The 13,132-nt window shown below is 45.9% G+C and carries 12 protein-coding genes; 5 read left to right on the top strand and 7 right to left on the bottom strand.

Annotation, left to right across the window (positions count from 1 at the left end):
* Window positions 1-75: 75 nt before the first annotated feature.
* From ACLWNV_RS16275 to ACLWNV_RS16265, 3 genes are all read left to right on the top strand, one after another.
* Window positions 76-684: a TetR/AcrR family transcriptional regulator gene (locus ACLWNV_RS16275; protein ID WP_413585496.1), complete on the top strand. Its 609-nt coding sequence runs from the start codon at window positions 76-78 to the stop codon at window positions 682-684.
* Between the two features lie 89 nt (window positions 685-773).
* The gene (locus tag ACLWNV_RS16270; protein WP_413585495.1) at window positions 774-1,124 is read left to right on the top strand and encodes a hypothetical protein; all 351 of its coding nucleotides are present in this window, start codon (window positions 774-776) and stop codon (window positions 1,122-1,124) included.
* Between the two features lie 382 nt (window positions 1,125-1,506).
* Window positions 1,507-1,878 carry a TraR/DksA family transcriptional regulator gene (locus ACLWNV_RS16265; protein ID WP_088615720.1) on the top strand — a complete coding sequence of 124 codons (372 nt, stop codon included), beginning with the start codon at window positions 1,507-1,509 and terminating at the stop codon, window positions 1,876-1,878.
* 75 nt (window positions 1,879-1,953) lie between these two features.
* Here ACLWNV_RS16265 and ACLWNV_RS16260 read toward each other — a convergent pair whose 3' ends face one another.
* The 4 genes from ACLWNV_RS16260 to ACLWNV_RS16245 form a co-directional block, all read right to left on the bottom strand.
* Window positions 1,954-2,661, bottom strand: coding sequence for a hypothetical protein (locus ACLWNV_RS16260; RefSeq protein ID WP_413585494.1), 708 nt, complete (start codon window positions 2,659-2,661; stop codon window positions 1,954-1,956).
* Between the two features lie 111 nt (window positions 2,662-2,772).
* A complete protein-coding gene (locus tag ACLWNV_RS16255) occupies window positions 2,773-4,737 on the bottom strand; it encodes a hypothetical protein (RefSeq protein WP_413585493.1) in 1,965 nt (654 codons plus the stop codon).
* A 128-nt stretch (window positions 4,738-4,865) separates the two neighbouring features.
* Entirely contained in the window at window positions 4,866-5,585 is a 720-nt protein-coding gene (gene lexA, locus ACLWNV_RS16250; protein WP_413585492.1) for a transcriptional repressor LexA, read from the bottom strand.
* A gap of 159 nt (window positions 5,586-5,744) precedes the next feature.
* Complete coding sequence (locus ACLWNV_RS16245) at window positions 5,745-5,963, bottom strand: hypothetical protein (RefSeq protein ID WP_413585491.1); 219 nt, start codon at window positions 5,961-5,963, stop codon at window positions 5,745-5,747.
* Window positions 5,964-6,127: 164 nt separating this feature from the next.
* Here ACLWNV_RS16245 and ACLWNV_RS16240 point away from each other — a divergent pair, with 164 nt between their 5' ends.
* A complete protein-coding gene (locus ACLWNV_RS16240; RefSeq protein ID WP_413585490.1) occupies window positions 6,128-7,033 on the top strand; it encodes a DUF2817 domain-containing protein in 906 nt (301 codons plus the stop codon).
* Between the two features lie 32 nt (window positions 7,034-7,065).
* Here ACLWNV_RS16240 and ACLWNV_RS16235 read toward each other — a convergent pair whose 3' ends face one another.
* From ACLWNV_RS16235 to ACLWNV_RS16225, 3 genes are read right to left on the bottom strand one after another with little or no spacing between them, the layout of a single operon-like run.
* On the bottom strand, window positions 7,066-8,760 hold the full coding sequence (locus ACLWNV_RS16235) for a GMC oxidoreductase (RefSeq protein ID WP_413585488.1): 1,695 nt from the start codon (window positions 8,758-8,760) through the stop codon (window positions 7,066-7,068).
* Between the two features lie 12 nt (window positions 8,761-8,772).
* On the bottom strand, window positions 8,773-9,876 hold the full coding sequence (locus tag ACLWNV_RS16230) for a DUF6765 family protein (RefSeq protein WP_413585487.1): 1,104 nt from the start codon (window positions 9,874-9,876) through the stop codon (window positions 8,773-8,775).
* A gap of 1 nt (window position 9,877) precedes the next feature.
* Window positions 9,878-11,620 (bottom strand): alpha/beta hydrolase, encoded by a 1,743-nt coding sequence (locus ACLWNV_RS16225; RefSeq protein ID WP_413585486.1) that lies wholly within the window; start codon window positions 11,618-11,620, stop codon window positions 9,878-9,880.
* Window positions 11,621-11,811: 191 nt separating this feature from the next.
* On the opposite strand from ACLWNV_RS16225, the gene ACLWNV_RS16220 reads away from it, so the two are divergent.
* Window positions 11,812-13,119, top strand: coding sequence for a sensor histidine kinase (locus ACLWNV_RS16220; protein WP_413585485.1), 1,308 nt, complete (start codon window positions 11,812-11,814; stop codon window positions 13,117-13,119).
* The last annotated feature ends 13 nt before the right edge of the window (window positions 13,120-13,132 follow it).

Genomic DNA, 13,132 nt, shown 5'->3' with positions numbered 1-13,132 from the left:
AAACTGGCTCAGAGTGCGACTTTTAAGGGGTTATGGCGTGACTCGAGCGATAAATTGGACTAAAGACTTAAGTCCATGAAGACTAAAGAACGCATCCTCGTCACCTCAATAGAACTCTTTAATCGCAGTGGTGTTGTCGCTGTGACAACCAATCACATCGCGAAAGCCATGGATATCAGCCCTGGTAATCTGTATTTCCACTATGACAACAAGGAAGAAATTCTGGTCGAGCTTTTCACTCGTATGTGCAAAGAAACTTACGATGTGTGGCGTCCTCGTCGCGTTAAAAAAGTCACTCCACAAGATTTCATCAATGACAATTTCGATCTTTACTGGCGCTATCGTTTTTTCCACCGCGAGATGTATGCGCTTCGCCGTAAGGATCTTGAGCTGGCCAAAATGTGGAGAGCGCATATTCAGAAAATGATGAAATTGATGGTGATCCTGTACCGTCAGTGGGTGCGCGAAGGTAAAATGGTTAAAATCAACGACGTTCACGAAATGCAGTACGTGGCCGAGTCGTTGCTTGCAATGTCGACGACGTTCCTGCAGTTCTTCGAATCAGCAGAACGTCAGCCGGGCCGCCGTACGATCGAGCGTGGTAAGCGCCATGTGACTCGTTTGTTGTTCCCATACACGACTGGCGACACAAAAGACGAGTTTGAAAAAATTCTCAAGTCCTAGCCAATTTCGTCACCTCTTCTCTCTGTAAAATCGAGTTGAGGTGGCAGACTCATTGCTTAGAAGAGCCTTATCAAAGTGAAAGGTTCTTCATGAAGACGCTAATTTCTGCGACCATTCTATTTCTAATGGCCACTTCCTCGGCCTCTGCGAATTCTGAAAAATGTGCGGCTCTAAAAGCTGAATTGCAGTCGATGCAAATCGCTCAGACTCAGATCATGAACAGTCTGGTCAGCAATCATGAAACCTTTGCCTCCACGCTGGAGGAATACTCCGACAATTTGGTTGGTGTATCTGGCGAGGCATCCAAAAAATCGATCACAAAAGACATGAAATCATCCGCAAAAGCTTTCCGCACACGTGGGGTGCAGGGTAAGAGGGTGGCTGAAAAGCTTCAGCAAGGTACACAAGACCTTCTAATTCGTGTTTCTGAGTGTCTGTAGGCAGCTCGGGGGAGCTGTTCTATAGCAGAGGGGCCAGAGGGCGACCGAAGTCATAGTAGGTCGCCTTTCGTTGAAATAAGCCAACTTTAGTCTCAATCCGAGAATCCTTAACGTTCAATTCTTCGCTCTCTTCCCTTTAAAATACCCTGGGTGTATAATTTAACGCTCAGCATGATGTGAAAGAAGATGTCATGGTGCCCAGAAAGCTGGGTATTTAGCATAGTCGCATCATTGTCCACAAACATTGAAATATTAGTATTATCAATGGGTTGGATAGCTGTAAGTTGATGTAAGATTTTTTGCTTGCAAAAAATACAGGGCTGGAACTTAATAGTTCAGTTCCAAATTGGCACTCAAGTCTCGAAGGAACGAGGGGGGCAGTATGGCTATCTCTGAAAAGTTGGTCGGCGAATGCAGACAAAGACTTTTGCAATCGAAGCAAGATATCCTCAATAGAGTGAAGGAAGCTCGGTTGAATTTGGACCAGAACGAGGAAAAGGGCGGCGATGAAGGCGATCAAACAGTTCGCGTTCTTGCTGAACAAGAATTCCTAAGCATGCACGAAAGACTTCGTTCGCAGCTTATGGAAATCGAATCGGCTCTGGCACGTATCGAAAACGGTTCTTTCGGTTTCTGCGAAGAAACTGAAGAGGAAATTGAGCCAGAACGTCTGCGCGCAATTCCTTGGACTCGTCTAAGCATCGAAGGTGCTGAGATTCGCGAGTCGGTGAACAAACGCTACGCTCGCGGCTAAGAGCATTTGAATAGATATCTAGAGGGGATTGAAAGGGAGTAGGGCTGAGCCTTATTCCCTTTCGTATTTTAAGGCCTACTTTTTTGACGGGCCGACGGGCTTTGCGTCCGTTTTGAATACCTTGAAATAGATATCCTTGTACTCGTTCTGGATTAGGTCTTTAAACTTGTCCGAGATCAACAGGGCGTTAAAGTAGCGCACCTTCACCGAGTTGTTTAAGCCAGGGTTGTGCTCAAGGGCATAGCGATAAATTATCTCATGAAGAATAAGCACAGCCTTGTCCAGATTGAATAATTTCTGCCATAGAGGACTTGAGATAAAGTAACGGCTGTCTTCAGCAAAGATCGGTTCCTGCTGAACTGCCAGCTGCTTCAGGCTGCAACCTTCAGGCAGAAAACCCAGTCCATAATCATTCACGGAAGTCAGGTCGGCACTGACAATGCTGGTTTCAGACCAGAATGAATCTAATTTTCTCAGCAGATCCTGCATCAGGATTGGATCCACTTTTTCCAGGCGACCCAGGATCACTCGGGCGACATCAGTCCCAGTCTCGCAGACCTCCCGGCCATTTTTCTGTGTTTGGCAGTCGGAAGAGACCATGGGTGGGAAGTTGGGGAAAAGTCCGTAGCGCAGAATAGATTCGATTAAATCGTAAGTGGCGACAGATTCGCCATCGTATGTAGAGCAAATTACGGCGTTGCCGCCATTGCCGAACTCTGTGGATCGTGACAAAGCTGTTTGCGATAAAAAAATAAAAAACGCACTTAGAATAACCTGCTTCATAACTAACCTGCCTGGTGGGGCATAATTGCGAAGCGTCCTAAGTGCGTCAATGGCTGAGCATCGCAGAACACTGTGAGTGTTCTGTTTTTCTTTCGCTAATTTGGAACGGGTTTAGAAATTCATCCCCAAACCCACAGTTCCATAGAATGTGGACAAAGTTGCGCCAGATTCGTCAGCTTGAGTGAAGTCGTACTTTTTTACCCCGAAACCCAGCTCGCCGAAAAAGCTATTCGTCCAAAGAACTTTACCGTGGAAATTCAAAATAAAGTCATTACCCATCTGAGTTCCGCTATCGGTTGAGCCAAAGAACTGAATATATTCCATGTCGACAAACTTTGGATATTTCATAAATGGAATATGATTCAGCAAATCGTCAAAAGCTTTTGGCATGGAGCGCGCCCAGAATAGACCCGCACCCATTTTATTCGCCTTCTGATTACCGATACTTAAAACTTCATAGGCAAGAATAGCACCCACAGTTTCGTCACGCTCCCACAATCCTTGGGAGAAGCGATATCTTAAATCCACTTCCGTCGAGTTCAAGGCAACCTTCGTGGTTTCGTCGTCATCTTTTTTCGCTGTCACGTCAGCAAGCGAAGTAAAGTATTTCGCGGAAACTCCCCAGCGCTGTTTTGAAAGATAGTTGTTTTGCCAGTCAAAAAGATCATTGAACCAGTATTGCAAGTGAACTTCTCCGACAAAAGTGGATCCGCCTTGCGTGGTGGAGATTCCGCTCAGTCGTAGACTCGCTTCGCCTGCGCCGCCACGATAAACTTCGATGTAGGCTTTGTGCGGTTCTGATTTTGCCGCCTCTCCTTCAGAAACCAGCAATTGCGGTTTATTCAGCTGATATTTTTGCTCAGCTGAAAACTTCCAGGTGCGAAGATCAGAATCTTTGTCTTTCTCGTCCAGCGGTTCTAGGCCCTCAACTTTGGCGCCCTTGTCGACCTTGATGCGCATTTGTTCTTTCGTGCTGTAAGTGCCCTGCAAAACATCTTTATGCGCAAACAAACGGTCTTTTTGTTTCGGATAGTTTTTAATTTCCAGTTCGTGAGTAAAGACACCGCCATATTTACCCGCGAAATGCAGGCGCGGATTTTTTAAAGAGACGTCCATCTCCCAAAGATCACTCGGCTCGGCGATAGTTTTTTGAAAGCCCAATGTTTTTGTGATCGCACCATAAATGATTCGCGGAGTGACCTTGGAATCACCGAAAGGGGCAGGCAGAGTACCTTTGAAGGTGATGGAACCCTTGGTTTCGCTTTCAATAAAGTCACGCAAATCCGGTTGGATGGGTTCTGACATGAACTCATAGGTCGCACCCGATTTCAGCGTTGCCAGAAATCCCACGGGCGCGCCAACTGCGACTTCAATGCTGTCTTTCAGCTTTTTACGTTCTTCGTTTAAAGCAATAACGCGAGGCTTGGCATCAGACTTGGTGTAATCCATTTTGATAGCGTCGCCATTGATTTCGATGCCATAGTTTTGGGTGCACATCGCGGTAAAGCCTTTGTCGATTTCCTGACGAAGACAAAAGCGGAAGTGGCTGCCTGATTGCCACTGTGGTCCCTTGGCGCTTTTCAAATCAAATTTCCAGTCGCCAGATTTATCTACTTTGGTTTTCCAAAGCTCTTTACCGAAGCTATCAATGATCGTCAGATCGCCCGTTTGCAGGATGGTTGTATCCCAGGAAATTTTAAGCTGATTGTTTTCAATGTCTGCCTGCAGGGAATCGTTATTGAAAACGAAGTCCGCAATTTTCAGTGAACTTCCTTTGTCTGATTGCAAATCATAAGTAACCACAGGGTTTTTGATTTTTACTTCAGGTTCCGTCACTGCAAAAAACAGAGGTCTTGTGTAGTCGTCAGACTCTTTGGCTTCCTTAGGCTGTTCGGCGACAGGGGAAGGTGATGCAGCTGGAGTCGCACTTGGAGATGGTGACGGCGCAACCGCTGCGGCAGTTGCAGAGTTTGGTTTTGCTGTGGGGGTCTTTGTTGGCTCTTTAGTTTGAGCTGAAGCATTTATCGTAAAGAAAAGCGATGCCATCGCTATCAGGCTGCTCGTGCAAAATTTCATGATACGTCCCGGTTATCTGTTTCTTAACATTATGAAAGCAGGTTAGGGGACAGGCAATAGCCCGCAATCCAAATAGGACTGAAGGCGATATAAAAGATCTGAATTAAAGAGGATGTTCTGTTCTGAGATTAGAATTTACGAATAAGACCCACAACAATACCACGGATCTCGACCTGTTCAGGGGAGTACCACATGGACTTCATTGTTGAATTTGATGGACGCAGCTCAACCTGCTTATCAGCGGTGCCGCTATCAGGCCGAGAGCGTAGATAAATACGTTTCACCGTCGCTTCGTTGTCGACAGTGGCAACGACGATATCCCCGTTGCCTGCAGACTTCTGCTCTTGCACAAGAATGATATCCTCATCAAAGATTCCATCCTCAATCATCGAGTCCCCCTGCACTTTTAGCGCAAAAGACTTGGAAGGATTGCGAACCATGGAAGGAGGAACATCAACGAACTCATCGTGTTTGAAGTTTTCAATAGGTTGTCCCGCTGCCACTTTCCCAAGAAGGGGAAGGGACAGGATCTCATCACGTGCCTGGAGGAGCTTTGTGCGAGGAGATCCCGTCGTCGTCGAGACTTTTGCTTGCAAGTGTTCCTGCACCGTAGAGGCTGAGTGAAGCACTTGGATGGCTCTTTTTTGGTTCACCGGGTTGGTGATATAGCCTTTGGTCGTTAATTGTTTCAGATAATTCTGAACCGAATTGAACGAAGCTAGACCAAAATGATCCTTAATTTCTTGATATGACGGAGAAATACCTGAACTTAAGATGTGGGCCTCGATGTATTCGAGAACCGATTTTTCTTTAGGTGTCAGTGGTGGGAGGGGCAATTTCTTTGTCATACTTACATATGAACTTACAGTGTAAAAAATATGTAAGTCAAAAAGAAAATGGTCCAGTTTTTCGCTTTATAAGCTGCGCAAAAATAAACTGGAAAGCCCCAGCAGAATTACCGCTGGGGCCATTTAATAGTGGTTCAATTGATTTAATTAATCAGGAAACTATTCTTTGCGAGGGCACTCTTTTTTGGTCTCAACACAGAGTGAATCTGCCTTTGCAAGCTCAGGCTTCGCTTCGGATGCGATTTGGCGTGATACTGTCGCCGGAGGAGTGTTTTGCGCGTGACTAATAGGCGTCATCGAGCAGTTTTGGTAGAAGAGTATCACGACGGGATTTATTACCAACATCGCGACAAAACTAAAACTACCTTTGTTAACCATACCATCCTCCTAAAACACAACAATGGGTGCTAAAAATCACACCTTTTACATTACGGACGTTTGGCTATAAGACTTTAGTCATTTTCTAGCGATTCTCAGATTGGATCAAAAAAAGGCATTTTCTCAACTTGAGAGAATTCAAAGACATGGGATAATAGATAGAAATGATGAAGCCACTTCGTTACCTCATAGCAAGTTTAATATGTATTCTCGCAGGAACTGCTGCCCATGCAGAGTTCACTAATCTTTCAGAAACCTGTGTGAATGATTTAAAAAAATTCCCTGGAGCGTGGGATGACAAATTATTGCAGAAAGCCTGCGGTAAAGTTGTTATGGATCCTCAATGCGTCAGCGTTGAAGGTCGTCCTATTTATCACTATGACAAAATGTCCAGTGAGTTGGGTTCCAAACGTGTTCTGGTTATCAGTCTGATCCACGGTGATGAAACCCATGCGGGTACTGTGGGACGTTATTGGATGGAACGCCTGGAGAATATTGATCCAAGAAATTCCTGGAGAGTCGTGCCTGTCATGAATCCTGACGGCGTTAAATATAAGACTCGTACCAACGCCAATAAAATTGACGTGAACAGAAACTTTCCAACGAAAGATTGGGATGTCGGCGCGGTTGAGGCCTGGAAAAAATCCACCAAAGAAAATCCTCGTCGCTTCCCGGGTAAAGAAGGCGGCAGTGAACCAGAAACAAAATGTGCGATTCATCACATCGATGATTTCAAACCTGACTTTATCGTCTCTGTACATACGCCATTGAAAGTTTTGGATTTCGATGGTCCGAAGTTTTCTCCGCCACCGAAGTTTGATTATCTTCCGTGGAAATCTTTGGGGAACTATCCGGGCAGTTTGGGAAGATACATGTGGATGGAGCGCAATACTCCGGTTCTAACCATGGAGTTGAAAGAAAACCTTCCACCGAACCTGGCACCGTTTGATAAGCTTCAGGACATCATCGGTACCCTGGTGAAATTGGATGCGGCAAGAAGAGCTGCAAACACCTCTTCAGCGAATCCGCCAAGCAAGTATCTGCCTCTGGCTTTTGAAGTAAACCAGTAAAGAAAAAACCCGCTCAGTTGAGCGGGTTTTTTTTATGTCGTTCTTTGTTCTGTTTTTAAATCCTGATGTGCGCTCTTGGCTGGAATCTGTTCTGCGATAAACTCGGCAACGGCCGCAATCGTCAGGGAAGGGTTCGTGCCCGTTGAAGTCGGCAGAATACTTCCATCCACCACATACAGTCCCTCGTAGCCAAAGACCTCACCGTGAGTATTTACTAAACCCGTTTCCGCCGAGTCACCCATCGGGCAACCGCCCAGGGGATGTACGGCAATGACCTTATCCAAATGAGTTAGCGGATTGTCCATAAAAGTGCCGCCCAGATTTTCTGCGACCTTTTTCATTTCCTCGCGCATACGATCAAAATGCAGCTCGCTGGTTTTGATATCCCAGTTGATCACCGTTTGGCCGTCGTCCTGAAGGCTGACCACACCATCGGAACGATCGCGTCCCATTCCCAAAAGCACCATGGCTTTGCGGGTGAACGTGCCGCGATCCAAGGCCGAGGCGAACTGATCGCCCACGTTGATTTCAGTTTTGATTTTAATTCTCAGAACCTTGCAGAAGAACTTTTTCAAAGTACTTCCCATCAGGCAAAGTGCCCCCGTGATACCCGTGATCTGCGGAACTTTTCCAGAGGCGTACCAGGCAATCATATTTGGGAAGCCCGCATCTTCCAGGTACATTCCATGGGGGAAACCATCCGGATAATTCTTTAAAGAGTATTTGATGGCGCCCGTGATGACCGGCCCATTGGTAGGATCAAAATTATCGTTGGTATTTAAAACCATTCCCAAAAGATCCCCATTGCCACACCATTTCTGACCCAGCCAGCGATTTAGTTTCGGCAGGCTTCCACTTTTTTTCATTTTTAATAACAGTGAAGTGGAACCAACTGAACCAGCAGAGAGCACAACCTTTTTTGCCGTTAAAACAATTTCTTGCGACGGAAATTGCGGAACATGGAAAGTGATTTTGTAGTGATCTCCCAGATGCTCAATTTTACTGACCTCGGCCTGGGTTCTGACATCCAGATGGCCCATACCTGATTTTAGGTTTCGCGCGCGGAAAATATAGTTCAAGTCCAAAGTGTTTTTTGCGTGGATGTTGCAACCTAGATCGCATTCCCCACATTTGTTACACTTAGACTGAACAGCTCCGTGGGAGTTCAAAGTTTGATGACCCGGAAATTCACCTTCAAATCGCACCGCAAGTGGAGGCAACTGAAATTCTGCTGGTGTTAATGCCGCAGGATTTTGCTGCATCTGTACTGAAGCTTTTTTCAGCGCCGCTGTTTTCGGGGTGTCCTGATAATAAGGATCGGTATTGAATGGATAAGGGCGAGCCTCCATCATCGTGGTGACTCTATCGTAGTATGGATCCAGTTTCCGTCGGGTGAATCCACCTGGCCAACCGGCAAAGAATTCCTCGGGCATACGATACAGAACGTTGGCGTAAATCAAACTGCCACCGCCCAGTCCACTTGCCGTCAACGTCATAACATCACTGTCAGGTGTGTCGCGAAATTCCATCAAACCGTATTTTCCGTCTTCGGGATCCCAGAACATATTGTCCTGAATTTCGTTCGGACGACGGGGAAATTCGTGCATCTTCCATTGGCGACCGCGTTCCAGCAGGCAGACGTTATATCCTTTTTCCACCAGGCGGCAGGACATAACTGAACCACCGAAACCAGAACCAATCACGACATAGTCAAAATCAAGTTTCATAGAAGCTATTCCTTATGCGACACAGATTTGATACTTAGGTAAAACGTCATGCAAAACGGTAAAGCGATAGAACAACAAAGCGTCGTGCATCAATTTCCAGTTGGATTTTAAAAAGTCGTCTTTGTACGGGACGTTCTTAAGTTCAAAGTCATCGTTAAATTCAAAATCCTCAAATGCCTCCGCAAGCCAGCTCTCGGGACCTTCCGGAGAGTACTTCCAGGTATCTGTTCCAAACTGGAAAGTTCCGCACTGGATATATTCCCGCCATTTTATAAGACGCTCTTCACCTTCTTCATTGTCGATGGTTTCAAGCAACTCCTGCACTTTGCGAAGATCCTCATCAAAGATTTTTACCACTGGCAAATTGTTGGCTTCACGCACTTTGCGGTAAAAGTCCAAAACATGATTTACCGCCAGCATATAGTCAGCGGGATTGTTTCTCTCAATTGTGCGTCCTTGCCAGTCCTGATAGCTCCAACGCAAATAAGGAAGATCCGGGTAAGACAGAACTGTGCCGTGGCCGATAGGATTGTATTCACCAACGAAAAAGGAACGAATCCAGTCATAAAATCTGCGGAATGGATTTCTGCGATAGTATTTCTTACGGTAATTCATCATACCGGTGTCTAATGCACCTTCGCCGTCATAGATCTCACTCACTTTATTGATTTCATGCGTGATCCCGGCAAAACCCTGATGCGCCCATGTGTCGACAAACGCGTGGGTGGTGACTCCTAACAGGTGATAACCAAAAGACTTATGAAAGTTTTGAATGCAGCTTTTCACCACATCCTGGGCGATCACGCTGTTCGGACGGCAAATCAGCTTTTGGGCTAAAGAGTCGACGCCGTTGTCGCGCACTTCATTACCGGGAATAAAATGAAAAGGAATCCAAACGTGGTGATTTGCCAGCTCTTTAAAGTTTCTATAGTCGAGCATCTTGTGGGCGCTTGCGCGAAACTCATAGGCGGAACGATTCTGAAACAGAATAGTTCCGGAATTTACCGCATCATCGACATACTGCGAACTGCTGGCGATCGTGTTTGCTTCAAACGGTGTAAAGCCGCTCATGCGGGCTAATACGTAAGTAACTCCCAGATGAAAATCGATTTGCATGTTAAACCTTGTGCCTGTTCAGGAATGCCAGAATTTTCGGGAAAACTTCAATGTGCGCGTATTGCCCCATGAAAGTGTCTTGATGTCCATAGCCCGGAACTTCAAAATACTCGACAGCAGAAGCGTTTTTACCTTTCTGCAAAGCCTCATAGGTCATTTTGTTAGAGCCCGGGAAAATATTATTTTCGGCGCCACTAATAAGAAGCGTTGGCGGCAGATCTCTTTTTTGACACTCATCCAGATAGTTTTTCGACTTATCAAAGGACACAGAAGCTTTTGCGAAAAGCATTTTTCGTATGTGTCTGTAGTAATGGAAGCTGGTTCCGCCGAATAGATCCACTAGACGACGATGTGTCGTTGGGTGGATATTGCGATGAACATAAGCTGCAGGATATCCCCAGCCCCACATGAAGCTCACCAGATGGCAAGCGGGCTCTTTACACTCATGACGGATTCCGCGTTCCATCCAGTACAGCCACTTTCCGAATCCAGGCCCAGGAAAGTATGCCATGCGGGGACTGACGTAAGCGTAACCAAAAACATATTCCAAAAGTTCAGGGCCAAAGAGCATTTTAATAAATGCCTGCCAGCGAACTTTCGGAGTTAGCGAAACGCTGTTTGAAACGACGCTGGTAATTCCATTCACATGTCCCGCCGCCAGTGATGCCATAAAGGAAATGGAGCCCACGCAGTGGCAGACCACGTGAATCTTGGTGTCCTCACCGCATTGTTTGCGAATGAAATCCACGGCAGTGGGAATATCATTCTTCGCAATATCATCCAGATTATAGCGATGGGGTCCCAGATTGTAAGTAAAGCGACCACTTCCGCGCCAGTCCAAAGACCACACATCTGTAAAGCCGTTGCTGTGAAGGTAATTCACAAAGTTTTGGTGTTCGGGCATGATGAACATGTCCGTGGATGTCGTGAGTCCGTGCAGTAGTAAGACGACGTTCTTGGTTTCTTTCGCTTTAAAGCGTTGCACAGATACCGTCAGACCATCCGGCGTATCTAATGGATAAAGATTTTTCTCTCCGATGGCCACGCCTTGAGTGGTGTTCATCGGATAGAAATGTTCATTCCATCTGGCTGTTGTCGTTGTAAAAATAAACGGCGCGTATGACTGCCAAAGATTTTTGGCGAAAACATTTAGGAATTTAACGACGGCTTCTTGTTCCTCGAGCGCCGAGGCTGCATTACTTTTAAAAGTTGTCAGTTGCTTGATAAAGTCACTGACCGAGATGCGTAAAATTCCAATGCCGCTGGCGTTTTTGGTTTGGCCAGGATTGTAGTCCGAGTGTCCTTCCCAAATGTAGTAGTACAATGTTGTGGTTTGGGACCACATCTCGAAGGAATCCTCTTTGATCACTTCTTTAAAACCAAAGAACGTCCAAGGCATTCCTTGTTTGTCCCTTAGAAAAAGCGTGTAGTGCATTTCCTTGGCTGTGTCCCTGTCAGAGCTTGCTTCGGGACGAACGAAAAGATTGAAGAGACCTTTTTCTATCGTGAAGTCGGTGATCGTCCCCACGGCTTCGGCCTGCAGTTGCGGATCTACAATAAACCCATCCAGGTCGGAAACTTTGATTGTTAAAGTGAACTCAAAAGGAGTACGGCTGCCTGACTCCTCCAGACTTTCAAAGTCCGCCTTTTTAAGCGGGTTGCTGGTTGAAAGAACAAGCGGTTTTGACACGAAATGGCCGGCCATGCGCTCGGTGAATTCGAGGGTGGTTTTTGAGACAGTCATTACAATCCTTTGTTTATGTCAGAATAGGGGGATTGCAATTTCCAGTAAATAAACATGAGTCGATAGGGACTAAGGAGCGGTGGGCGAAATATATCGATCAAAAGTACGCAATTCATTTGCTGGAACAAAGTCGAGTTTGTTTATTACAACTTTGTAGTACTCTACCGTTCATTTGTTCTCAAGCCGATAAAATGACAGACACAGAATTGGAATGTATAGCCACTATGTTCGAGTTTAAATTCACAGCTGAGGAAGCTAATCAAAAGCGACTCTTTTATCTGAAGATGATTTATTTCATCTGTCTGACTATTTCCAGTGTCTATCTTTTTAAATTCAATTTTGAATATCACGTTTCAACATATAATCCTGGCCTGTTTTCACTCTGGATACTAACGGCGATTTTGCCGCCTGTTTTTCTTTATCGTTATAAGAGTTATACCGGTGCGGCCCTTTCCTGCAGCTTTCTTGCGGCAGGAATTTTGGTTTATCTTTTATACCTGTCAGGGGGAGTGGAAGCACCGGGGATTTTCTGGTTGGCTGTCGTTCCTTTTGGAATGGGTGTGTTGTTGAATTCCTTAGGGGCCGTCATTGGTTATGGAATAGTATTTTCCACGATGGTGTGGTTTTGGATTCTGCGATACCAGGGCGGTAGCGTAAATGTCATTGCGGAATATGGCGACTATAACTTCGAGAAAAGTTTTAATGTTTGCACATTCCTGATTTTCGCCGGCATGACGACGCACCTGTATTTAAAAGGCGAACAAAAGTATACGAAGAAGCTGCAGGAAAAACACTGGGACGTGGAAAATCTTTTGCGCGTTCTGTTGCACGACGTAGCCAATACTCTATCATCCATGACTTATAATTTAATCAAAGCCCGCGAGGATCAGGAGCAGGCCACGTCTTCTGGACTGGAACTGGACAAGATGGAGCGCGCCGTGAACGATATCAACAATCTGTTGAATCAGGTCCGTCATCTTAAATCAGTTAAAGACGGTAAGGCCATGATGCCCCTTTATCCCACCTCCATAGCCATCGTTCTTAACGAGGTCATGGAAAAGTCAGAAAGCATAGCAACCCAAAAAGGTATTAAGATCGCGCTGGATCTAACCCGTGATAAAATGGTTGTGAACAGTGAAAGAACGATACTTAGTAACGTGGTATTAGCTAACCTGATTAACAACGCAGTGAAATTCTCCCTGCCGGGGGAGCGTATTGATCTGCGGGCTTATGCCAGTGACTCGATGGCAGTCATTGAAATTCAGGATTACGGCATAGGTATGCCGGAAAACCTTTTAAAGAAAATATTCAGTCTGGATTCCGCAACGACTCGCTCTGGAACCCACGGCGAAAAAGGCACCGGCTACGGTATGCCGTTGGTGAAAGAATACCTCACCATGATGGGCGGTAGTATCGTTATCACTTCTCAGGAAGCCGCCGTGCCAACGCACCCTCGGGGAACCAAAGTTGTCTTGAAAATTCCTCTGACTGTCTGCTGATCATCGCAAGCTT

It is taken from the genome of Bdellovibrio sp. HCB274, assembly GCF_047306075.1.
GTDB lineage: Bacteria > Bdellovibrionota > Bdellovibrionia > Bdellovibrionales > Bdellovibrionaceae > Bdellovibrio.
The sequence above is the reverse complement of the archived record's forward strand: the minus strand, read 5'-3'. Positions and strand labels throughout refer to the sequence as shown.

Excerpts from the sequence above, each read along its gene's own strand:
- lexA (WP_413585492.1), bottom strand. The coding sequence starts at position 5,585 with ATGACAAAGAAATTGCCCCTCCCACCACTGACACCTAAAGAAAAATCG.
- ACLWNV_RS16265 (WP_088615720.1), top strand. The coding sequence starts at position 1,507 with ATGGCTATCTCTGAAAAGTTGGTCGGCGAATGCAGACAAAGACTTTTG.
- ACLWNV_RS16245 (WP_413585491.1), bottom strand. The coding sequence starts at position 5,963 with ATGGTTAACAAAGGTAGTTTTAGTTTTGTCGCGATGTTGGTAATAAAT.
- ACLWNV_RS16220 (WP_413585485.1), top strand. The coding sequence starts at position 11,812 with ATGACAGACACAGAATTGGAATGTATAGCCACTATGTTCGAGTTTAAA.
- ACLWNV_RS16270 (WP_413585495.1), top strand. The coding sequence starts at position 774 with ATGAAGACGCTAATTTCTGCGACCATTCTATTTCTAATGGCCACTTCC.
- ACLWNV_RS16225 (WP_413585486.1), bottom strand. The coding sequence starts at position 11,620 with ATGACTGTCTCAAAAACCACCCTCGAATTCACCGAGCGCATGGCCGGC.
- ACLWNV_RS16255 (WP_413585493.1), bottom strand. The coding sequence starts at position 4,737 with ATGAAATTTTGCACGAGCAGCCTGATAGCGATGGCATCGCTTTTCTTT.
- ACLWNV_RS16260 (WP_413585494.1), bottom strand. The coding sequence starts at position 2,661 with ATGAAGCAGGTTATTCTAAGTGCGTTTTTTATTTTTTTATCGCAAACA.
- ACLWNV_RS16230 (WP_413585487.1), bottom strand. The coding sequence starts at position 9,876 with ATGCAAATCGATTTTCATCTGGGAGTTACTTACGTATTAGCCCGCATG.
- ACLWNV_RS16275 (WP_413585496.1), top strand. The coding sequence starts at position 76 with ATGAAGACTAAAGAACGCATCCTCGTCACCTCAATAGAACTCTTTAAT.
- ACLWNV_RS16240 (WP_413585490.1), top strand. The coding sequence starts at position 6,128 with ATGATGAAGCCACTTCGTTACCTCATAGCAAGTTTAATATGTATTCTC.
- ACLWNV_RS16235 (WP_413585488.1), bottom strand. The coding sequence starts at position 8,760 with ATGAAACTTGATTTTGACTATGTCGTGATTGGTTCTGGTTTCGGTGGT.